Source organism: Micromonospora sp. NPDC047740, from assembly GCF_043204735.1.
GTDB lineage: Bacteria > Actinomycetota > Actinomycetes > Mycobacteriales > Micromonosporaceae > Micromonospora.
The window spans coordinates 321,216-342,391 of record NZ_JBIDCT010000008.1; the positions used below are offsets into that span (position 1 = coordinate 321,216).

Consider the following 21,176-nt stretch of genomic DNA (forward strand, 5'->3'; position numbering starts at 1 on the left):
GAGGAGGCGCCGTGTCCCGCAAGCCGTTACGCCGTCTGTTGTCGGCAGCGCTCGGTGCGCTGCTGGCGCTGCCGATAGCCGGGAGCCTCTCGACGCCGGCCTCGGCGGCCGAACCGGGCTTCCGGGCCCTGGTCTTCTCGAAGACCGCGGGATTCCGGCATGACTCGATCCCCGCCGGGATCGCGGCGATCCAGAAGCTCGGGCAGGAGAACAACTTCGCCGTCGACGCGACCGAGGACGCCGGGGCGTTCACCGACGCGAACCTGGCCCAGTACGACGTGGTGGTCTGGCTCTCGACCACCGGCGACGTGCTCAACGCCGACCAGCAGGCGGCCTTCGAGCGGTACATCCGCCAGGGCGGCGGGTACGCCGGCGTGCACGCCGCCTCGGACACCGAGTACGAGTGGCCGTGGTACGGCAAGCTCGTCGGCGCGTACTTCAACAGCCACCCGGCCATCCAACAGGCCACGGTCAAGGTGGACGACCACGTGCACCCGTCCACCGAGTCGCTGCCGGACCGGTGGGTCCGCACCGACGAGTGGTACAACTACCGCGCCGACCCGCGTGGCGAGGTGCACGTGCTCGCGGCCCTCGACGAGCGGACGTACGCCGCCGGGGCGGGCGCGATGGGCACGAGCCACCCGATCGCTTGGTGCCAGCAGTACGACGGCGGGCGGTCCTGGTACACGGGCGGCGGCCACACCGACGCCTCGTACCGCGAGCCGGAGTTCCTGCGGCACCTGCTCGGCGGGATCAAAACGGCCGCCGGGGCCGTGCCGGCGGACTGCGGGGCGACCGTCGACGCCAACTTCGCGCAGGTGACCCTCGCCAAGGGCGCGGACACCACGGGCGAACCGATGAACCTCGCCGTGCTGCCGGACCGGCGGGTGCTGCACACCTCCCGCGACGGCCGCGTCTTCCTCACCACGCCGCAGGGCGTGACCAGCCTCGCCGGCCGGCTCCCGGTCTACAACCACGACGAGGACGGGTTGCAGGGCATCGGGGTGGACCCCGGCTTCGCCAGCAACGGCTGGATCTACCTCTACTTCGCGCCCCCGCTGGACACCCCGGAGGGGGACGCGCCGAACGACGGCACCAGCGCGGACTTCGCCCGCTTCGACGGGGTGAACCGGCTGTCCCGGTTCAAACTCACCGGCGGCACCCTCGACCTGGCCAGTGAGCAGAAGATCCTCGAGGTGCCGGCCAACCGGGGCATCTGCTGCCACGCCGGGGGCGACATCGCCTTCGACGCGGCGGGCAACCTCTACCTCTCCACCGGCGACGACTCCAACCCGTTCGCCTCCAACGGCTACACCCCGATCGACGAGCGGGCCAGCCGTAACCCGGCGTACGACGCGCAGCGCTCGTCGGCCAACCCGAACGACCTGCGCGGCAAGGTGCTGCGCATCAAGGTGGCCGCCGACGGCAGCTACCAGTCGCCGGCGGGCAACCTCTTCCCGGCCGGCACCGCCGGCACCCGGCCCGAGATCTACGCGATGGGCTTCCGCAACCCGTTCCGGTTCACCGTCGACCCGGAGACCGGCTGGCTCTACCTCGGTGAGTACGGCCCGGACGCCGGCGCCGCCGACCCGAACCGCGGTCCGGGCGGGATGGTGGAGTTCAACCAGATCCGCGGCCCCGGCAACTTCGGGTGGCCGTACTGCGTCGGCCCGAACGTCGCGTACAACGACTACGACTTCGCCACCGGGACCTCCGGGCCGAAGTTCGACTGCGCCGCCCCCCGCAACACCTCGCCCCGCAACACCGGCAAGCAGGACCTGCCCGCCGCGCAGCCGGCGTGGATCACGTACGACGGTGCCTCGGTGCCGGAGTTCGGCGACGGCAGCGAGTCGCCGATGGGCGGCCCGGTCTACCGGTACGACCCCGATCTGAGGTCGGACACCAAGTTCCCCGAGTACTTCGACGGCACGTTCTTCGCGGCCGACTGGGGACGCGGCTGGATCAAGAACGTCGTCCTGGACGACGCCGGCCAGCCGCTCAGCATCAACCCGTTCCCCGAGCAGGTCGTGCGGCCGATGGACATCGAGTTCGGCCCGGACGGCTCCCTCTACGTCCTCGACTACGGCAGCGGCTACTTCGGTGGCGCGCCGGACTCGGCCGTCTACCGGATCGACTACGTCAAGGGCAAGCGTGCCCCGATCCCGGCGGTGAGCGCCAACCCGACCTCCGGGCCGGCCCCGCTCACCGTGGCCTTCTCCTCCGCCGGGTCCCGGGATCCCGATCCGGGCGACTCGTTCACCTACGCCTGGGACTTCACCGATGACGGCACGGTCGACTCGACCGAGCCGGACCCCACCTTCACCTACACCACGAACGGGCAGTTCACCGCCCGGCTCACCCTGACCGACCAGGCCGGTACGACCGGAACGGCGACCATGCAGATCACGGTCGGCAACACCGCGCCGCGGGTCGAGTTCGCCACCCCGCCCGCCGGTGGCGTGTTCCAGTTCGGTGACCGGGTGCCGTTCACCGCGCGGGTCACCGACCCGGAGGACGGCGAGATCGACTGCGGGACCGTGCAGATCGACTACGCCCTGGGCCACGACACACACAGCCACGGGCTGGTCCAGACGCACGCCTGCGAGGGGGTGCTCGACACCGTCGCCGAGGACGGCCACAGCGCCGACGCCAACCTCTACGGCGTGCTCGCCGCGACCTACACCGACCAGGGCGCAGCGGGCGTGCCGCCGCTCACCGGGCAGACCCGGCTGGTCCTCCAGCCGCGGGTCCGGCAGAGTGAGCACTTCACCGAGGCCAACGGGATCCAGGTCGTTGACGCGGGTGGCGCGCACGGCGGGAAGCGCGTCGGCTACATCGACAACGGCGACTGGATCGCGTTCGACACGTACAACCTGACCGGCATCACCGGCGTCCAGGCCCGGCTCTCCTCGGGCGGCGGGGGCGGCACCCTCGAGTTCCGGACGGACCGGCCGGACGGGCCCCTCGTCGCCAGCATGGCCGTGGCGAACACCGGCGGCTGGGACAACTACGTCGACAGCCCGGTCCTCCCGGTCACCGACCCCGGTGGCACCCACCGGCTCTACCTGGTGTTCAAGGGTTCCGGCGGCGGGCTCTTCGACGTCGACGAGTTCACCTTCCACGGCAAGGGCGTGGCGTCGAGCACCCGCCCGGAGGTGACCGCGTCGGCCGACGTCGCCCAGGCGCAGATCCCGGCGACCGTCAGGTTCACCGCCGCCGGCACCGACCGCGACGGGGACCCGCTCAGCTACGCCTGGGAGTTCGGTGACGGAGCGACGTCGACGGAGCAGAACCCGACGCACACCTACACCAAGGCCGGCATCCACACGGCCAAGGTCACCGCGCGTGATCCGTCCGGGCTGGCCGCGTCGGCCACCGTCACGGTGAACACTTATCGGGTGGCACCGCCGTGCGCAGACCCGTCCGCCGAGGTGAACCCGGACGACGAGTTCACCGGCGAGGTCATCGACCGGTGCCGGTGGTCGGTGCTGCGCGAAGACCCCGCGCGCTACCGGCTCGTCGGCGGGTCGCTGCAGATCGACGCCCTCCCGGGTGACATGTACGGCGGCGCCACCGACGCGAAGAACATCCTGCTCCAGGACGCCCCGGCCGGGGCGTGGCAGGCCGTGACGAAGGTGACCATCGACCATACGGACGCGTGGGAGCAGGCGGGCCTCGTCGTCCACGGCGACGACCCGAACTTCGTCAAGTTCTCGTTCATCAGGACCGACAGCGGGGTGCGCAACTTCGAGTTCATCCAGCAGCAGGGCGGGTCGCCGATCGACGGTGGCGCCGTCGACCGTTCACCCAACCTGGCCGTGGACTTCCCGCACACGGTATGGATGAAGATCACCAGCGACGGGCGGGCGCTGACGGCGGCGTACTCGACCGACGGTGAGCAGTGGACGACCGTCGGCAGGCCGCGGGACCTGTCCGCCGTGCCGAACCCGAAGGTGGGCGTCGCCGCCTTCAACGGCACCGGCAACCCGGCGTCGTTCGACTTCTTCCGGCTCGACGACGCGCCGCAGAACGCCTGCACGCCGACCGCTCCGGAGGCCGGCTACACCAGCCTGTTCGACGGCACCTCGGCGAGCCTGGCCAAGTGGAAGCAGGCCGGGCCGGGTGGGTTCCTGCACGCCGCCGACTGCACCCTGCTGTCGTACGGCGGGCTGGGCCTGCACTGGTATGACCAGAGCTTCCGCGACTACAGCCTGAAGCTGGACTGGAAGATGGCCGGGGACGACAACTCCGGGATCTTCGTCGGGTTCCCGAACCCGGGCAACGACCCGTGGCTGGCGGTCAACCAGGGGCACGAGATCCAGATCGACGCCACGGACGTGCCGGAGAAGACGACCGGGGCGATCTACAACTTCCAGTCGGCCGACCTGGCCGCCCGGGACGCCGCGCTCAAGCCGCCGGGGCAGTGGAACTCGTACGAGATCGTCGTCCGGGGCCAGAGCATCGTGGTCCACCTGAACGGCGTGAAGATCAACGAGTACGTCAACACCGACCCGGCCCGGATGCGGCAGCCCAGCTACGTCGGTATCCAGAACCACGGCAACGGTGACGACGTCTACTTCCGCAACGTCCGGCTCAAGCAACTGCCGTCGGACACCGTCGCGCCCACCACCCGGGCGACCACCTCGCCGGCCGAGCCGGACGGTGCCGCCGGCTGGTTCCGCTCCGACGTCACGGTGACCCTGCAGGCCACCGACGACGACAGCGGCGTGGCGCGGACCGAGTACCGGACCGACGGCGGGTGGACCCGCTACAGCGGGCCGATCCCGGTGACCGGCGACGGCGAGCACACCGTCGAGTACCGCTCGGTGGACCTCGCGGGCAACGCCGAGGCGCCGCGGAAACTGGCGCTCAAGCTCGACGGGACCGCGCCCGTCTCCGCCGCGACGTTCGCCCCGCCGGGCGACTCGGGGTGGCACAACGGTGCGGTGCCGGTCACCATCACGGCCACCGACCAGACGTCCGGGGTGGCGAGGATCGAGTACTCGCTCGACGGCGGCGCCTGGACGCCGTACGCCGACTCGGTCGAGGTGCGCGGCGACGGCGACCACACCCTCCGGTACCGCGCCACGGACCGGGCGGGGAACGTGGAGGACGTGAAGTCCGCCGTACTGAAGATCGACGGCACTGCCCCGGCGGTTCTGCTCTCCGGGGTGGCGGCCGGCGCGACGTACGGCGACAGCCAGGACGTGCGGATCACCTACTCGGCGACCGACGGCACGTCGGGGGTCACCTCGCTGGTCGGCACGCTCGACGGGAAGCCGATCCTCGACGACACCCTGCTGCCGCTCTACGGGCTGTCGCTCGGCGAGCACACGCTGGCCGTGGTGGCGACCGACGCGGCGGGCAACCGGTCGACCCGGTCGATCACGTTCACCGTGACGACCTCGATCGAGGACATGGGCAACCTGGTGGACCGGTTCCGGGCCACCGGCTGGCTCTCTGCCGAGAGCGCCAGTCAGCTGCACAAACCGTTGGACCAGGCCGGCAAGTTCGCGGCCAAGGGGCTCAACAAGCAGGCGGTGCGGGAGCTCCGGCCGTTCCGGGACCTGGCGGGTGATCCGAAGGTGGTGCCGAACGCCGAGGTGCGCGCCGTCCTGGTCCGCGACGCGGACGTGATGATCGAGCGGTTGTCCGGGAAGTAGGTCGACGAGCCGGGGCCGGGGGTGTCACACCCCCGGCCCCGGTCCGGTGCGTCCCGGCTACGCCGACTCGCGCACCACCAGTTCGGTGGGGAGCAGCAGCGCCTGCTCCACGCTCTCGCCGGCCGCGATGCGCAGCAGTTGCCGGGTCATCGCCCGGCCCAGCTCCACTATCGGCTGCCGGATCGTGGTGAGCGGCGGCTCCGTGTACGCCGCCGTCTCGATGTCGTCGAACCCGACCACCGCCACGTCGTCCGGCACCCGCCGCCCCGCCTCCCGCAGGGTCCGCAGGGCGGCGTGCGCCATCAGGTCCGACGCGGCGAACAGCGCGTCCAGGTCCGGTTGTGCGGCGAGCAGTTGTCGCGTCGCCGCGGCGCCGGACTCCCGGGTGAAGTCGCCGTACGCGACCAGCTCCGGCAGGCCGGCGGCGGCGACGGTCTCCCGGTAGCCGACCAGCCGCTCGATGCCGGCGACCATGTCCTGCGGGCCGGCGATGGTGGCGATCCGCCGCCGGCCGCCCTCGATCAGGTGCCGCACCGCCCGGGCGACCCCGCCGACGTGGTCGACGTCGACGTAGGGCACCTCGGCGCCGTCCAGCGGCCGGCCGCTGCACACCACCGGGATGCCGAGCCGGGCCAGCTTGCCGGGCAGCGGATCCTCGCCGTGTAGCGAGGCGAAGAGCACGCCGTCCACGTGCCGGCCGGTGGTGTAGCGCTCGACCCGTTCGTGGCCGGCGGGCGAGCCGGCCAGCATGAGCACGAGCTGCTTGTCCGCCGCCTCCAGCTCCTGCGCGGCGCCGCGGATGATCCCCGGGAAGACCTGGTCGTCGGAGAAGACCCGGGTGGCCGCCTCGGGCAGCACCAGCGCGATCGAGTCGGTGCGCTGGGTGACCAGGCTGCGGGCGGCGAGGTTCGGGACGTACCCGAGCTCCTCGACCGCCTGGCGGACCGCCCGCTGGATCGACTCGGCGACCGTGGTGGAGCCGTTGACCACCCGGGAGACCGTGGCCCGGGACACGCCGGCCCGTCGGGCCACCGCCTCCAGGGTCGGACGCTGGGCCGTCGTCATCCCCGTCACCCCCACCTCGTCACCGCCAGAGCGACCATACGAGATGGCCGCGCAGGTCGACCCCGCGGGCGATGCTCCGGTGCGGGCACCTTGCGCGACCCGGCGCCGCCCGGGCGGGGGGTCAGCCCACCCGCAGCCCGTCGAGCAGCCGGCGGTCGCCGGCCACTCCGAGGGCGTCGAGGCTGATCCGGCCCATCAGGGCCAGCAGCAGGTCGCTCGCCGTCCCGGTGACCTGCGCCCGGGCGTGGTGCTCGTCGTGGTCGAGGATGGTGGTGGTGTCCAGCAGGGCCACCCCCTCGCCGCGTAGCCGCAGGTACCACTCCTGGGCGGCGTCGGTCGCGGTCAGCTGCACCACGCCGTGCCACTGGCCGGGCTGGATCCGCCGGCCCGCCGGCAGCCAGGTGTCCAGCACCTCGCTCACCCCGTCGGCCGCGAGCTTCGCCTCGATCGGCTCACCGGCGGCGACGGCGACCTGGGCGTCCCAGCGGTGCACCGCCGTCTCGTGCGCCATCCGGCGCGGCCAGAAGCCCGCCTTCTTCGGCTGCGGCGCGAAGTTCCACGCCGGCGCCTCCGGGTCCAGCCCCTCAAGCAGCCGCATGAGCTGGTCGTACTCCTGTCGGTACCACTGCGCCGGGGTGAGGTCCGCCGGCGGGGTCACCGGTTCGCGTACCGGCCTGGTGGTGGTCCCGGCGGTCACCACCGTGCGGGCCCAGCGGTAGACCCCGCAGAGGTGCTGGGCGAGGTCGGAGATCGTCCAGCCGGGGCAGGAGAGCACCGGAGTCTCCAGCGGCGCCTCCGCGACGGCAGCGGCGAAGGCGGGACCCTCCGTCCGCAACGCGCCGATCCAGAAGTCCTTCGTGCCGTGCAGTCTGCCCATCGCAATCCTCCCGGGGGTGACCCGGCCACCAGTGGGTGCCGCGGCTACCCCTCAGCCTAGGGTGAAAGGCGTGTCAGACGTCTACGCCGAACCGACGACCGGAGCCGACCCGATCGACCCGGCCACCCTGGCGAGGTACACCACGCTTCGCCTCGGCGGCGCGGCCAGGCGGCTGGAGACCGCCGGCAGCGCCGAAGAAATCGTACAAAAGGTGCAGGACGCGGAGGCGCGGGACGAGCCGGTCCTCATCCTGGCTGGCGGCAGCAACGTGGTGATCGGCGACCAGGGCTTCCCCGGCACGGTGGTGCTGGTCCGGGCCCGGGGGTTCCGGGTGGTCGCCGAGGACGCCGACACGGTCACCGTACAGGTCGAGGCCGGTGAGCCCTGGGACGATCTGGTTGCCGCCACCGTGGCGCAGGGCTGGTCGGGGCTGGAGTGCCTCTCCGGCATCCCCGGCTCGGCCGGCGCCACCCCGATCCAGAACGTCGGCGCGTACGGCCAGGAGGTGGCCGAGACCATCACCGGCGTCCAGGCGTACGACCGCACCCACCACGAGGTGGTGCGGATCGAGGCGGGCGACTGCGGGTTCGTGTACCGGGGCAGCATCTTCAAGTACAGCGACCGCTGGGTGGTGCTGTCGGTCGACTTCCGGCTGGCCCGCTCCCCGCTCTCTGGCCCGGTGCGCTACGCCGAGCTGGCCCGGGCACTCGGCGTCGAGGTGGGCGACCGAGTGCCGCTGGCCGACGCCCGGGCCGCCGTGCTGCGGCTGCGCGCCGGCAAGGGCATGGTGCTGGACGCGGACGATCCGGACACCTGGTCGGTGGGCTCGTTCTTCACCAACCCGGTCCTCGAGCGCGAGGCGTACGAGCTGTTCCGGGAGCGCGCCGCGGAGCTCGGCGAGCCGCCGTCCTGGCCGGGCGCGGGGGACGTGGTCAAGGTCAGCGCCGCCTGGCTGATCGACAAGGCCGGCTTCGGCAAGGGGTACCTCGGCCCGGAGGGGGTGGCCATCTCCAGCAAGCACACCCTCGCGCTCACCAACCGCAGCGGCACGGCCAGCACCTCGGCCCTGGTGGCCCTGGCCCGGGAGATCCGCGACGGCGTCCACGACCGCTTCGGCGTAACCCTCCACCCCGAACCCGTCCTAATCAACTGCACCATCTGACCCACCCAACCCACCCCCGCCGGCCCTCGGTGATCATGAGGGTGGCGGCGACAAATCGGACACCAGGCGCCGCTAACCTCATGATCAACGCGGTCGGAGGGAGGTCGGAGGGCGGTCAGAGGACGGACGCGGGGTCAGGTGGGGGAGATGGTGAGCCAGGGGAGGGTGAGTTCGCCGTGGCGCCAGCGGCGGGGGCGGTCGAGGACCGGCCAGCCCGCCTGTCTGACCGTGGTGACTGTCCTTAGCCACCGCTGGCGCGGGCCGAAGGGGGCGTAGCCGGCGGCAGCGTGCCAGGCATCGTCCAGGGCCCGGATCAGATCGTGAATCCGCTCGCCGGGGACGTTGCGGTGGATCAGCGCCTTCGGCAGCCGTTCGGCGAGCTGGGCCGGGCTGTCCAGGGTGGTCAGCTTCGCGGCCAGGGTCAGGGTGCGGGGGCCGGTCGCGTCGAGCAGCACCCAGCTGCCCAGCCGGCCCAGCTCGTCGCAGGTCCCCTCGACCAGGAGCCCGCCCGGGGCCAGCCGCTCGGTGACCGTACGCCAGGCGTCGGCCACCTCGCTCTCGTCGTACTGGCGCAGCACGTTGAACGCCCGGACGAGGGCGGGCCGGAGCCCGGCCAGCTCGAATCCGCCCCGGGCGAAGGCCAGCCCGGGCGGGTCGGCGGCGGGCTGGGCGGCGGCCACGCGTACCGGATCGATCTCGAGGCCGACCACCCGGACGTCGGCGCGTACCCCGGTCGCGAGCCGGGCCCGCAACTCGACGGCGGTGACCGGGGTGGCGCCGTAGCCCAGGTCGACCACCAGCGGGTCGGCGGCGGCGCGCAGCGCGTCGCCGCAAGTCTCCACGATCCAGTTGTCGACCCGCCGGAGCCGGTTCGGGTTGGTCGTCCCCCGGGTCACCACGCCGAGCGGGCGCTGCCGCATCGGCGCACCCTCCGTTCGCGACTGCGGGACTCGCAACCCGGCTCACTCCTCGCGCGTCACCGCGACCCGGTGCACCTTGTGCTGGGCGGCCTGGGCCAGCGGGCGGACCACCAGTTGGTCGATGTTCACGTGCTGCGGGCGGGTGGCGCACCAGGCGACGCAGTCGGCCACGTCCTCGGCGACCAGCGGCTCCGCCACCCCGGCGTAGACAGCGGCGGCCCGCTCGGCGTCGCCACCGAATCGGACCAGGCCGAACTCCTCGGTCTGCACCATGCCCGGGTCGATCTCGATCACCCGCACCGGCCGGCCGCACAGCTCCAGCCGGAGCGTACCGGCGATCGCCGTCTGTGCGTGCTTGGCGGCGGTGTAACCGCCGCCGCCCTCGTAGACGACGTGTCCCGCGGTGGAGCTGACGACCACGATGGTGCCGGCGCCGGACGCCTCCAGCGCGGGCAGCAGCGCCTGGGTGACCCGGAGCGTGCCCAGCACGTTTACGTCGTACATCCACTGCCAGTCGTCGATCGAGCTGGACTCCACCGGGTCCAGGCCGCGCGCCCCGCCGGCGTTGTTGACCAGCAGGGTCACCGGGCCGGGCGCGGCGGCGGCCGCCGCGGCCAGGGCGGCCACCGACGCGTCCGAGGTGACGTCGCACGCCACCGCGGTGGCCGCGCCGCCGGCCGCCTCGATCTCGGCGACCAGGCCGGCCAGCCGGTCGGTACGCCGCGCGGCGGCGAGCACGTGGAAGCCCTCGGCGGCCAGCCGGCGGGCGGTGGCCGCGCCGATCCCGCTGGACGCCCCGGTGACGATGGCGACAGAGGTCATCCGATCATTCTCTCCCGGCCCCTGCTGTCATGGCGCGATGAGGTCCGTCACGCCGGGGACCACCGGCAGGCATTTCCGATGCCCGATGGGGAAGATGACATCCGGCGCGGAGGTTGACCGAAGAAGCGCCGGTCGTGCGGGACGGCATCAACCGTGACAGAGGGAGCGGACGTGGCGGATTTGCACACCGGTGTCGGTCGTCAGCGAGGTGCCCTGCCGTGGCCGCGGCCGCGCCGCATCGCCACCGTCTCCGTACACACCTCGCCGCTGCACCAGCCGGGCACGGGCGACGCGGGCGGCATGAACGTCTACATCCTGGAGGTCGCCCGACGGCTGGCCGAGGCCGACGTCGAGGTGGAGATCTTCACCCGGGCCACCTCCGGTGACCTGCCACCGATGGTGGAGATGGCGCCCGGCGTGCACGTCCGGCACGTCACTGCCGGCCCGCTCGAAGGGCTGACCAAGGAGGAGCTGCCCGGGCAGCTCTGCGCCTTCACCGCCGGCGTGCTCCGCGCCGAGGCGGCCCGCCCGCCGGGCCACTACGACCTGATCCACTCGCACTACTGGCTCTCCGGGCAGGTCGGCTGGCTGGCCAAGGAGCGCTGGGGCGTGCCGCTGGTGCACACCGCGCACACCCTGGCCAAGGTCAAGAACGCGCAGCTCGCCGCCGGCGACCGGCCGGAGCCGAAGGCACGGGTCATCGGCGAGGAGCAGGTGGTCGCCGAGGCCGACCGGCTGGTCGCGAACACCCGGGTGGAGGCGCGCGACCTGATCGCCCGGTACGACGCCGAGCCGGACCGGGTGGCCGTGGTGGAGCCCGGCGTCGACCTCGACCGGTTCCGCCCCGTCGCCGGGGATCGGGACGCCGCCGTGCACGCCGCCCGCCGCTGTCTCGGCCTGCCCACCACCGGGTACGTGGTGGCCTTCGTCGGCCGGATCCAGCCGCTCAAGGCCCCGGACGTGCTGATCCGGGCGGTCGCCGCGCTGCGCGAGCGGGAGCCCGCGCTGGTCGACGAGCTGACCGTGGTGATCTGCGGCGGCCCCAGCGGCAGCGGTCTCGACCGGCCCACCGCGCTGATCGAGTTGGCCGGCGCGCTCGGCGTGGCCGACCGGGTGCGTTTCCTGCCGCCGCAGACCGGTGACGACCTGCCCGCCCTCTACCGGGCCGCCGACCTGGTCGCGGTGCCGTCGTACAACGAGTCGTTCGGGCTGGTGGCGCTGGAGGCCCAGGCGTGCGGCACACCCGTCCTGGCCGCCGCCGTGGGCGGCCTGGTCACCGCCGTCCGCGACGGGGTCAGCGGGGTCCTCATCGACGGTCACCACCCGGTCGACTGGGCCCGTACGCTGGCCCGGCTGCTGCCGGACCGGCTGCGGCGGGCCACCCTGGGCCGGGGTGCACAGCAGCACGCCCGCAACTTCTCCTGGCATCGCACGGTCTCCGGCCTGCTCGCCGTGTACGGCGAGGCGATCACCGAGCATCGTGCGCGGCTCGCCGGTCAGCTCTCCGGCGACCCCGCCCTCTCCTGTTCCTGGTGACCGGCCCCGTCCGGCCGCCGCCCGGCGGGGTCCGGGGCGCGGCCGTACAGTGGGACCGGTGAGCCGCCGGAGTGACGTCGCCGCGCTGATCGAGTCCGTCTGCGCCGAGCGCGAGCTGGAGTGGGAGTCCACCGGCGAGGCGTCGTACGCGGTCACCCTGCCGGGGACGCACAAGCTCAAGACGATCTGCAACCTGATCGTCGGCGAGCACGCGCTGCGGATCGAGGCGTTCGTGATGCGCCAGCCGGACGAGCGCCGCGAGGAGCTCTGGTCCTGGCTGCTCCAGCGCAACGCCCGGATGTACGGGGTGGCCTTCTCCATCGACACGGTCGGCGACGTCTACCTGACCGGCCGGGTCAACCTGGCCGGGTTGGACGACGACGAGTTGGACCGGCTGCTCGGGGCCGTCCTGACGTACGCCGACGAATCCTTCGACAGCATGCTGGAGATCGGCTTCGGCACCGCGATCCGCCGGGAGTGGGAGTGGCGGGTCAAACGGGGCGAGTCGACGGCCAATCTGGCCGCGTTCGCCCACCTTTTCGCGCCGTCGACCAGTACCGGCTCGGCCGCCGGAGGTTCGGACCCGTCCTGACGGGTATGCGGCACCGCGCGGTGCGGCACTTGGGACCCACCGCGGGCCGAGGACGGAACTGTCGAGGAGCGTGTCCCATGGCTCAGCGCATCAGCTCAGGTCGCGGCACGACTGCGACCAGGACCAACCGGCAACCCGGTAACCAGACTCCGAACACGCCACGGATCTCCGAATCCGAGATCTCCCGGATGCGGGTCGACGACCTGCGTAACCAACTCCGCCGGCGCGGAGTCTCCGGGATCTCCACGCTGCGCAAGCCGGAACTGGTGAAGACACTGGCCAAGACCCTGCGGGCGGAGAGCCGGGGCGGTGGCGCGGCACGTCGGCCGACCGGGCCGGCCGGGCGCGCCGCCGCCACGAAGAAGGCGGCCGCCAAGAAGGCACCGGCGAAGCGGACCGCCGCGGCCAAGGCGGCGCCTGCCGCGAAGGTCACCGGTGCGCGGGCGAAGAAGGCCGCCCCCACCAAGCGGGCCGCGGCGAAGAAGGTACCCGCCGCCAAGCGGGCGGCTCCCGCGAAGAAGGCGGCGGCGAAGAAGGTGCCTGCTGCGAAGCGGGCGGCTCCCGCGAAGAAGGCGGCGTCCCGGGCGCGCGGCGCGACGACGGCCGCCGGTGCGGGTCGGCCCACGGCGGTCGCCACCGGTGGTACGGCGGCGACGCCGGTCCGGACCGGCCGGTCGTCGGCCCGTTCGGTGCGGTCGTCCCAGCAGATCACCTCACTGCAGGATCGTCCGGAGCGTCCCGGCCGGAGCCTGGTTACCGCCAACCACGAGGTGATCCAGCGCTGGGCGCGAGACCGTGGCGCCAAGCCGGCCACCATCGCCGGCACCGAGCGGGAGGGCCGGCCGGGTGTGCTGACGTTCAACATCCCGGGGTACCGGGAGAGCAGCCGGATCCGGGAGATCACCTGGGACGACTGGTTCCGGACCTTCGACCTGCGCGGCCTGAACCTGATCTACCAGGAGCAGATGCGGGACGGCCGGCAGAGCAACTTCTTCCGCACCGAGAATCCCAACCGGGAGGACGCCTGAGGTTTGCGGGAATGGCTGGCGGGAAACCGCTGTTGGCCAACACATGGCCCGGAGCAAGGACAGCCGGATTTCCGACACGGGTGCTGTGACGGGCAAGACAGCGATCTGAGTTGAATCCGGAATCCGGGCGAACTAACTTTATTGCACCGCGCCACGCTTGTAATCGTTCGGGGGAGCGGCGGATCGAACAGATCCGCGCAGGCGAGGCGCGAGGGATCGGGTGGAGCACACCGTTGGGGGACGGTGCCACCCGTGGAACCGGCGGCGCGAGCGGGCGACGCTTACGGGGGTGAGTGTCGCCCGCCGCCGCCGGGCGTACGGTGCGAGCGCCCACCACGACGGGGGTCGTGGTGGGCGCTCGACGCCGTCTGGAGCCGGACCGCCTCAGCGGCCGCCGGCCAGCGCTTCGGCCCGGTCCGCCGGCGCCGTCCGCAGCGCGGCGACCCGGCGTTCCCGCGGCGGGCCGGCGAGCAGGTGACCGACCGCCGCCACCAGGCCCAGCCCGCCCACCACGAGCCAGTGCCGCTCGCCGAGGTGCTGCAGGCTGAGCCCGCCCAGCGCCGGCGCCACGAAGGACGCCGCCGGGAAGGTCAGGTAGAACACCGACTGGTAGCGGGCGCGTAGCTCCGGAGGCGCGAGATCCGCGTTGATCTGCGCGTTCGGGGGTGCGGCGAGCATCTGCCCGACCGTCCACACCACCGCCGCGCCGAGATAGAACGGCAGGTGGTCGGCGACGGCGAGCCAACCGAAGCCGAGCGCCATCAGCCCGGTGGAGACCGCGAGCACGGTGGACTTCCGGAACGGCTCGATCAGCCGGGGCACGAAGAGTTGGCCCACCACGATGAGTGCGCCGCCGACCGCCACCACCACGCCGTACGCCGAGGGGCCCAGCCCGTCGGCCCGCATGGCCAGCGGCATGATCGTCGAGGTCTGCATGGTGAGCACGGCCAACAGGAAGGTCAGCCCGACGAAGACGAGGAAGGTCCGGTCGGTCAGCGCGGTGTGCAGCCCCGGCCGCCGCGACCGCCCCGCCACGACCTGGGGGGCCGCCGCCCGGCGGGCCAGCGTCTCGGGGACCTTCAGGGCGACGACGGCCGCGGCGGCCAGCGTCGCGGCGGCGTCGACCAGGAAGAGCGCGAGGTAGCTCGCCTCGGCGAGCACGCCGGCCAGCAGCGAGGCCACCGCCATGCCGAGGTTGAACGCCCAGAACTGGAGGTTGAACGCCCGCGAGCGGCGTTCCTCGGGCACCACGTCGACGATGGCCGCAACGAAGGCCGGGCCGGGCATCGAGTGCGCCACCCCGACCAGCGCGGCGAGCACCCCGATCACCGCCAACTCCCGGCTGAACGCCAGGGCCAGCATCAGCCCGGCGGCGCCCAGGTGGCCGGCGAGCAGGGTGGCCCGGCGCCCCCACCGGTCGGCCAGCACTCCGCCGAGCAGCGTGCCGACCGCCCCGCCGGCCCCGTAAGCCCCGACCACGAGCCCGGCGAGGGACTCGGAGGCGCCTCGCGCGGCGGTCAGGTAGAGCGACAGGAAGAGCATCGCGAAGGCCCCGGCCCGGTTGATCAGCAGGCCGGACCAGAGGTACCAGAAGGTGGCGGGGAGCCCGCCGGCCGTGTCGTCCCACCAGCGCCGCAGGCCGCGCACGCGTCCTCCATGAAGGTTTGTTAACCGGTCCGCCTCAGACCGTAGGGAGCCGGTCCGGGCCGCGCCAGGGTGGCCCTGATCACCACCCGGACGGGCGTACCTCAGGAACCGGCCCGGACCGGCTCGGCGGGAGCGGTGGCCGCGGCCTCGGCCACCTCCGGGGCCGGCGACCGGACCACGGTGACCGGCCGGACCGGCGTGGCGGAGGTCCGGAGCTGGACCGCGCGCCGTTCCCGGGCGGGGCCGGAGACGAGGTGGGCCACCGCCGTCACGCCGCCGATCGCGGCGCAGCCGACCCAGAGCGCGGTGTTGCCGGCGTGCTCCCGGACCAGGCCGCCGAGGATCGGGGCGGTCGCCCCGGCCAACTGCCAGGAGAGCGAGAAGACGCCCTGGTAGCGGCCGCGCAGCGCGGCGGGGGAGAGCTCGGCGATGAGGGTGGCGTTGGACGGCGAGTTGAGCATCTCGCCGACGGTCCAGATCAGCACGGTGAGCCCGTAGAACCAGACGGCGTCGGCGAACGCGGTGAGGCCGAAGCCGACACCTGTCACCACCGAGGCGAGCGCCAGCACGTGCGAGCGGCTCCGACCCTTGATCAGTCGGGGTACGAAGAGTTGGCCGACCACGATCAGCACCCCGTTGAGCGCGATCACCGAGCCGTACGTGGCGGGGCTCAGGCCCGAGTCGCCCATGGCGATCGGCAGCATCGAGATGTGCTGGAGGAAGACCAGCGCGGCGAACAGGTTGAGCGCCACGAACCCGAGGAAGACCCGGTCGGTGAGGATGGTCCGCAGGGCACCGGCGGGGACCGCGGGTCCCTTGGCGACCGGGCCGGTCGGGGGCGTCCGGGTCTCCCCGACCCGGGTGAAGATGATCAGGGCGGTGACCACTGTGGTCGCCGCGTCGACCAGGAAGAGCAGCAGGTAGCCGGCCTGGGCGGCGACGCCGGCGAGCACCGCCGCGCAGGCGAAGCCGAGGTTGATCGCCCAGTAGTTCAGCGAGAAGGCGCGCAGCCGGTCCTTCTCCGGCACCACGTCGACCATCATGGCGCCGAACGCCGGGCGGGCCGCCTCGGCGAACAGGCCCAGCAGCAGCGCGCCCAGGGCCACCGCCCAGAGCGGCCGGGCCAGGCCGAGCCCGACCATCATGACGGCCGCGCCGAGGTGCGCGGTGAGCAGGGTGGGGCGGCGGCCCCACCGGTCGGTGAGGGTGCCGCCGATCGTGGTGCCGACCGCGCCGCCGACGCCCCACAGGCCGATCACGAGGCCGGCCTGGGAGGCCGAGAAGCCGCGCTCGCGGGTGAGGTAGATGGCCAGGAAGACCAGGACGAACGAGCCGAGCCGATTGATCAGCGTGCCGGTCCAGAGGTACCAGAAGGACCTCGGCAGCCCGCCCGTGGTGTCCCGGAACCAGCCCTGCACCGTCCGCATTCCGACGCCCCCGTTTTGGTAATGACTGACGAATCGTCAGCGCCTTACAACCTAGTCTCGGGCCGGAACGCCGGTCATCAGCTTTTCCACGTGGTGGTCGTCACGACCGGTCCCCGCGTGTCCGCCGACGAGGTACGGCAGGATGATCCGCATGACTGCGAGCGAGGGGCCCACCGTCGGGACGCTGGTCCTGCTGCGGCACGGCGAGAGCGACTGGAACGCCAAGAACCTCTTCACCGGCTGGGTCGACGTCGACCTGACGGCCAAGGGCGAGAGCGAGGCGCGGCGCGGCGGCGAGCTGCTCCGCGAGCACAGCCTGCTGCCGGACGTGGTGCACACGAGCGTGCTGCGCCGCGCCATCCGCACCGCCGAGCTGGCGCTGGACGCGGCCGACCGGCACTGGATCGCGGTGCGCCGGTCGTGGCGGCTCAACGAGCGGCACTACGGCGCCCTGCAGGGCAAGAACAAGAAGCAGACCCTGGACGAGTACGGCGAGGAGCAGTTCATGCTCTGGCGCCGGTCGTACGACACGCCGCCGCCGCCGATCGACGACAACGACCAGTGGTCCCAGGTCGGTGACTCCCGGTACGCGCTGCTGCCGACCGAGCTGATGCCGCGGACGGAGTGCCTGAAGGACGTCGTCGAGCGGATGCTGCCCTACTGGTACGACTCGATCGTGCCGGACATCCTGGCCGGCCGTACGGTGCTGGTCGCGGCGCACGGCAATTCGCTGCGCGCCCTGGTCAAGCACCTCGACCAGATCTCCGACGAGGCGATCGCCAAGCTGAACATCCCGACCGGCATCCCGCTGCGCTACGACCTCGACCCGCAGCTGCGCCCGCAGACGCTGGGCGGGACGTACCTGGACCCGGCGGCGGCCAAGGAGGCCGCCGCCGCGGTCGCCAACCAGGGCCGCTGACCGGACGACGAAGGGGCCCCGGGTGACCGGGGCCCCTTCGTCGCGTCCGGGCTCAGCTCGCCGAGGCGGCGGCCTCGCCGGTGATCAGGTAGATCACGTGCTCGCCGACGTTCACCGCATGGTCGGCGAAACGCTCGTAGAAGCGGCCCAGCAGGGTGGCGTCGATCGCGGTCTCCACCCCGTACGGCCAGTCGTCGCCGAGCAGCACGCCGAAGAGGCTCTTGTGCAGGTCGTCCATGGTGTCGTCGTCGCTGTCCAGCTCGGCCGCGAGCGCGGCGTCGGGCCGGGCCAGCAGCGTGGCGATCTTCTCGGCCATCCGGTCGGCGATGGCGGCCATGTCGGTGAAGACCGGACGCAGCTCTGCCGGCACCGCCGGGGAGGGGTGCCGGCGCAGCGCCGTCTTGGCCACGTGGTCGGCCAGGTCGCCCATCCGCTCCAGGTCGGCCGCCACGTGCAGGGCCGTGATCATCGCCCGCAGGTCGGAGGCGACCGGCGCCTGCCGGGCCAGCAGGTCGCAGACCCGCTCCTCCACGTGCCGGTAGAGGTCGTCGATCTCGGCGTCCCGCGCGACCACCGTCTCGGACGCCGCGCGGTCGGCGGTGAGCAGGCCCCTGGTGGCCTGGCGCAGCGCGGCGCGCACCCCCTCCGCCATGTCCACCAGCAGTTGGCTGACAATCTGCAGGTCGGCCCGGAACTCGTCGCGCATCGTCACTTCCTGAGGTCGGTGGCCGCGGGCGGCCGGGGCCGGCCGCGTACGGCGTGAGCAGGTGCGCGACCCACGGTAGGCCGGGGGTGACGGCGCCAAGGTGAACCCGGGTGAACGACGCGGGGCCCGTGAGTGAACTTTCCCGGAAGTGAGAGTGGTTCGTCCCATTCTGCCCGATCGCCAGGTGAACATTGACCCTACGATCGCCGGGTGGATTGGGCGGTGGCGGCCGTGGTGGCCGTGGCACTGGTGGCCGGACTGGTCGCCGGGCTGCTGCTGTCCGGACGCGTCCGGCAGTGGCGGCGCCGATCGGCGTCATCGGGGAGCGAGCGCTCCCGTTGGCAGGCAGGGAGGCCCGCGATTCCCGACGAGCAGCAGGGTGGGCTCTCCGGGCTCGGCCGGAAGACGATCGACTCGCTCCGCGCCGGCGTGGTGGTGCTCGACCCGGACGACCAGCCGGTGCTGGTGAACCCGGCCGCGCGGGCGATGGGCCTGCTCCGCACCGGCGGGACGCCCGGCACCATGGTGGCGCACCCGTTGATCCGTACCCTCGCCGGGCAGGTCCGCCGCACCGGCGTGCGCCGCGAGATCGAGCTGGACCTGCCGCGTGGTCGCGACAGCGCGGGCGACAACCCGCTCGGCGTGCACCTGCGCGCGATGGGGCTCGGCGCCGGCTACATCTCCGTCGAGGCGGCCGACGTCACCGAGTCGCACCGGCTGGCCCGGGTCCGGCGGGACTTCGTGGCCAACGTGAGCCACGAGCTGAAGACCCCGATCGGGGCCCTCCAACTCCTCGCCGAGGCACTGGTCGACGCCACCGAGCCGGCCGGTGAGGGCGCGGCGGACCTCTCCGAGGACATGATCGCCGCCCGGCGGTTCGCCGAGCGGATCCAGCACGAGTCGACCCGGCTGGGCCGGCTCGTCCAGGAACTGCTGGAGCTGACCCGGCTCCAGGGCGCCGAGCCGCAACCCGCGCCGGAGCCGGTCTCCGTGGACTGGGTGATCGCCGAGGTGATCGACCGGACCCGGACCGGTGCCACGGCCCGCCACGTGGAGATCGTCGTCGATGGGCAGCGCGGCCTGACCGTGTACGGTAGCGACAGCCAGCTCGCCACCGCGTTGGCGAACCTGGTGGAGAACGCGATCAACTACTCGGGCGAGGACACCACGGTCCGGGTGACCGCGCGGGCCACCGACGAGTACGTCGAGATCGCCGTGGCCGACCAGGGCATCGGCATCGCCCCGAACGAGGTCGACCGGATCTTCGAGCGGTTCTACCGGGCCGACCAGGCGCGCTCCCGGGCCACCGGTGGCACCGGCCTGGGCCTGGCCATCGTCAAACACATCGCCAGCAACCATGGCGGTCGGGTGGACGTGTCGAGCACTCTTGGTGGAGGGTCGACGTTCACCCTCCGGCTGCCCGCGCGCCCCCCGGACGACCTGGAGGCGACACTCTCGTCCGCTGGGATCGAGGCCGGCCCGGCCGAGCTCCGGTAGGCCTGAAGGAAAGGAAACACCCCGTTGAGCCGCGTACTGGTGGTCGAGGACGAGGAATCGTTCTCCGACGCCCTGTCCTACATGCTGCGCAAGGAGGGCTTCGAGGTCTCCGTCGCCGCGACGGGCACCTCCGCCCTAACCGAGTTCGACCGGACCGGCGCAGACATCGTGCTGCTCGACCTGATGTTGCCGGAGATGTCGGGCACCGAGGTCTGCCGGCAGCTCCGTCAGCGCTCGCACGTCCCGATCATCATGGTCACCGCCCGGGACAGTGAGATCGACAAGGTGGTCGGCCTGGAGATCGGGGCCGACGACTACGTGACCAAGCCGTACTCGCCGCGCGAGCTGGTGGCCCGGATCCGGGCGGTGCTGCGCCGGCAGAGCGCGGAGGCGACCGAGTCGGGTGCGCCGACCCTGGCCGCCGGCCCGGTCCGGATGGACATCGAGCGGCACGTGGTGACCGTCGACGGCGGCCCCGTGCAGCTGCCGCTCAAGGAGTTCGAGCTGCTGGAGCTGCTGCTGCGCAACGCGGGCCGGGTGCTCACCCGGGGGCAGCTGATCGACCGGGTCTGGGGCGCCGACTACGTGGGCGACACCAAGACGCTGGACGTGCACGTCAAGCGGCTGCGCTCGAAGATCGAGCCGGAGCCCTCGGCGCCGCGCTACATCGTCACCGTCCGGGGCCTGGGCTACAAGTTCGAGCCGTGATCGTCCGCCGTTGGTGACGGTCTCCGGGCATGCGGTGTCGTCTTTGGTTGCGGTTTCGGGTGTGGCCCGCCGTGCCCGGCTCCGGGCGGTCAGGCTTGATCCCTGCGCCGGTCACGGCGGGCCACACCCGCGTCGTGGTCCTGCGCCGTCCGGATTGTGCGACCTGCGTGGCTCGTGCCTCGGGTACGGGCTGGAGGCCTGTCCTGGCTGACCGGTCCTAGCTCCGCCACCTGTATGTCAGGGGGCGCAGTTTCGCCGAAAGTGGGGCCTTCCGGCGCTTCGAAGGGCCACTTTCCCCGAAGGTGTCCGAAGGGCCACTTTCCCGAAAGTGTCGGCCTCGGTTGTTGCGTAGGGGTCGTGATCGACTTCGGGTCGGGGATGTGGCGGTGTCGGCGGGTGTCCGATACCGCCGTTTCCGCGACGTGGAGCACGTCTACTCCTCCCGTCCCGGATTGCGGTGCGCGGTGTCCGGTTTTGCGGGCGGCCGGTGGGCATCCCCGGCCCGGAATGGTGGCCGGCTCGGGGGCGTTGAACACGGGTGCACGGCCGAGGAAGGTGCCCCGCGAGCCGGGGTCGCCCGGGTGGGCCCGGATCGGAATGTTGGTGG

General features: G+C 72.6%; 15 protein-coding genes. 8 read left to right on the forward strand and 7 right to left on the reverse strand.

Features of this window, described 5'->3' with window-relative positions:
- Window positions 1–11 precede the first annotated feature (11 nt).
- Complete coding sequence (locus tag ACGF4F_RS17690; RefSeq protein WP_393078414.1) at window positions 12–5,663, forward strand: ThuA domain-containing protein; 5,652 nt, start codon at window positions 12–14, stop codon at window positions 5,661–5,663.
- A gap of 57 nt (window positions 5,664–5,720) precedes the next feature.
- Here ACGF4F_RS17690 and ACGF4F_RS17695 read toward each other — a convergent pair whose 3' ends face one another.
- Together ACGF4F_RS17695 and ACGF4F_RS17700 are read right to left on the reverse strand one after the other, a co-directional pair.
- Window positions 5,721–6,728 (reverse strand): LacI family DNA-binding transcriptional regulator, encoded by a 1,008-nt coding sequence (locus tag ACGF4F_RS17695; protein ID WP_357443494.1) that lies wholly within the window; start codon window positions 6,726–6,728, stop codon window positions 5,721–5,723.
- Between the two features lie 121 nt (window positions 6,729–6,849).
- Entirely contained in the window at window positions 6,850–7,605 is a 756-nt protein-coding gene (locus ACGF4F_RS17700; RefSeq protein ID WP_357443496.1) for a maleylpyruvate isomerase family mycothiol-dependent enzyme, read from the reverse strand.
- Between the two features lie 70 nt (window positions 7,606–7,675).
- On the opposite strand from ACGF4F_RS17700, the gene ACGF4F_RS17705 reads away from it, so the two are divergent.
- Window positions 7,676–8,767 (forward strand): UDP-N-acetylmuramate dehydrogenase, encoded by a 1,092-nt coding sequence (locus ACGF4F_RS17705; RefSeq protein ID WP_393078417.1) that lies wholly within the window; start codon window positions 7,676–7,678, stop codon window positions 8,765–8,767.
- Between the two features lie 134 nt (window positions 8,768–8,901).
- Here the strand turns inward: ACGF4F_RS17705 and ACGF4F_RS17710 are convergent, their stop codons facing one another.
- A complete protein-coding gene (locus tag ACGF4F_RS17710) occupies window positions 8,902–9,687 on the reverse strand; it encodes a class I SAM-dependent methyltransferase (RefSeq protein WP_357443500.1) in 786 nt (261 codons plus the stop codon).
- Between the two features lie 42 nt (window positions 9,688–9,729).
- Window positions 9,730–10,509, reverse strand: a complete 780-nt coding sequence (locus ACGF4F_RS17715; RefSeq protein ID WP_357443502.1) for an SDR family oxidoreductase — start codon at window positions 10,507–10,509, stop codon at window positions 9,730–9,732.
- A 171-nt stretch (window positions 10,510–10,680) separates the two neighbouring features.
- Here ACGF4F_RS17715 and mshA point away from each other — a divergent pair, with 171 nt between their 5' ends.
- From mshA to ACGF4F_RS17730, 3 genes are all read left to right on the forward strand, one after another.
- Entirely contained in the window at window positions 10,681–12,045 is a 1,365-nt protein-coding gene (mshA, locus tag ACGF4F_RS17720) for a D-inositol-3-phosphate glycosyltransferase (RefSeq protein ID WP_357443504.1), read from the forward strand.
- A gap of 58 nt (window positions 12,046–12,103) precedes the next feature.
- Window positions 12,104–12,637, forward strand: coding sequence for a YbjN domain-containing protein (locus tag ACGF4F_RS17725; protein WP_357443506.1), 534 nt, complete (start codon window positions 12,104–12,106; stop codon window positions 12,635–12,637).
- A 77-nt stretch (window positions 12,638–12,714) separates the two neighbouring features.
- Window positions 12,715–13,665 carry a hypothetical protein gene (locus ACGF4F_RS17730; RefSeq protein WP_357443508.1) on the forward strand — a complete coding sequence of 317 codons (951 nt, stop codon included), beginning with the start codon at window positions 12,715–12,717 and terminating at the stop codon, window positions 13,663–13,665.
- Window positions 13,666–14,049: 384 nt separating this feature from the next.
- Here ACGF4F_RS17730 and ACGF4F_RS17735 read toward each other — a convergent pair whose 3' ends face one another.
- Both ACGF4F_RS17735 and ACGF4F_RS17740 read right to left on the reverse strand, forming a co-directional pair.
- A complete protein-coding gene (locus ACGF4F_RS17735; protein ID WP_357443510.1) occupies window positions 14,050–15,312 on the reverse strand; it encodes an MFS transporter in 1,263 nt (420 codons plus the stop codon).
- A 101-nt stretch (window positions 15,313–15,413) separates the two neighbouring features.
- On the reverse strand, window positions 15,414–16,739 hold the full coding sequence (locus tag ACGF4F_RS17740) for an MDR family MFS transporter (protein WP_393078423.1): 1,326 nt from the start codon (window positions 16,737–16,739) through the stop codon (window positions 15,414–15,416).
- Window positions 16,740–16,890: 151 nt separating this feature from the next.
- Here ACGF4F_RS17740 and ACGF4F_RS17745 point away from each other — a divergent pair, with 151 nt between their 5' ends.
- Window positions 16,891–17,658, forward strand: coding sequence for a phosphoglyceromutase (locus ACGF4F_RS17745; protein ID WP_357443514.1), 768 nt, complete (start codon window positions 16,891–16,893; stop codon window positions 17,656–17,658).
- Between the two features lie 52 nt (window positions 17,659–17,710).
- Here the strand turns inward: ACGF4F_RS17745 and phoU are convergent, their stop codons facing one another.
- Window positions 17,711–18,364: a phosphate signaling complex protein PhoU gene (gene phoU / locus ACGF4F_RS17750; protein ID WP_357443516.1), complete on the reverse strand. Its 654-nt coding sequence runs from the start codon at window positions 18,362–18,364 to the stop codon at window positions 17,711–17,713.
- Between the two features lie 210 nt (window positions 18,365–18,574).
- On the opposite strand from phoU, the gene ACGF4F_RS17755 reads away from it, so the two are divergent.
- Both ACGF4F_RS17755 and ACGF4F_RS17760 read left to right on the forward strand, forming a co-directional pair.
- Window positions 18,575–19,861, forward strand: coding sequence for an ATP-binding protein (locus ACGF4F_RS17755; RefSeq protein ID WP_357443518.1), 1,287 nt, complete (start codon window positions 18,575–18,577; stop codon window positions 19,859–19,861).
- 24 nt (window positions 19,862–19,885) lie between these two features.
- A complete protein-coding gene (locus ACGF4F_RS17760; RefSeq protein ID WP_073834450.1) occupies window positions 19,886–20,569 on the forward strand; it encodes a response regulator transcription factor in 684 nt (227 codons plus the stop codon).
- The last annotated feature ends 607 nt before the right edge of the window (window positions 20,570–21,176 follow it).

Excerpts from the sequence above, each read along its gene's own strand:
- ACGF4F_RS17695 (WP_357443494.1), bottom strand. The coding sequence starts at position 6,728 with ATGACGACGGCCCAGCGTCCGACCCTGGAGGCGGTGGCCCGACGGGCC.
- ACGF4F_RS17700 (WP_357443496.1), bottom strand. The coding sequence starts at position 7,605 with ATGGGCAGACTGCACGGCACGAAGGACTTCTGGATCGGCGCGTTGCGG.
- ACGF4F_RS17710 (WP_357443500.1), bottom strand. The coding sequence starts at position 9,687 with ATGCGGCAGCGCCCGCTCGGCGTGGTGACCCGGGGGACGACCAACCCG.
- ACGF4F_RS17715 (WP_357443502.1), bottom strand. The coding sequence starts at position 10,509 with ATGACCTCTGTCGCCATCGTCACCGGGGCGTCCAGCGGGATCGGCGCG.
- ACGF4F_RS17730 (WP_357443508.1), top strand. The coding sequence starts at position 12,715 with ATGGCTCAGCGCATCAGCTCAGGTCGCGGCACGACTGCGACCAGGACC.
- ACGF4F_RS17740 (WP_393078423.1), bottom strand. The coding sequence starts at position 16,739 with ATGCGGACGGTGCAGGGCTGGTTCCGGGACACCACGGGCGGGCTGCCG.
- ACGF4F_RS17745 (WP_357443514.1), top strand. The coding sequence starts at position 16,891 with ATGACTGCGAGCGAGGGGCCCACCGTCGGGACGCTGGTCCTGCTGCGG.
- phoU (WP_357443516.1), bottom strand. The coding sequence starts at position 18,364 with ATGCGCGACGAGTTCCGGGCCGACCTGCAGATTGTCAGCCAACTGCTG.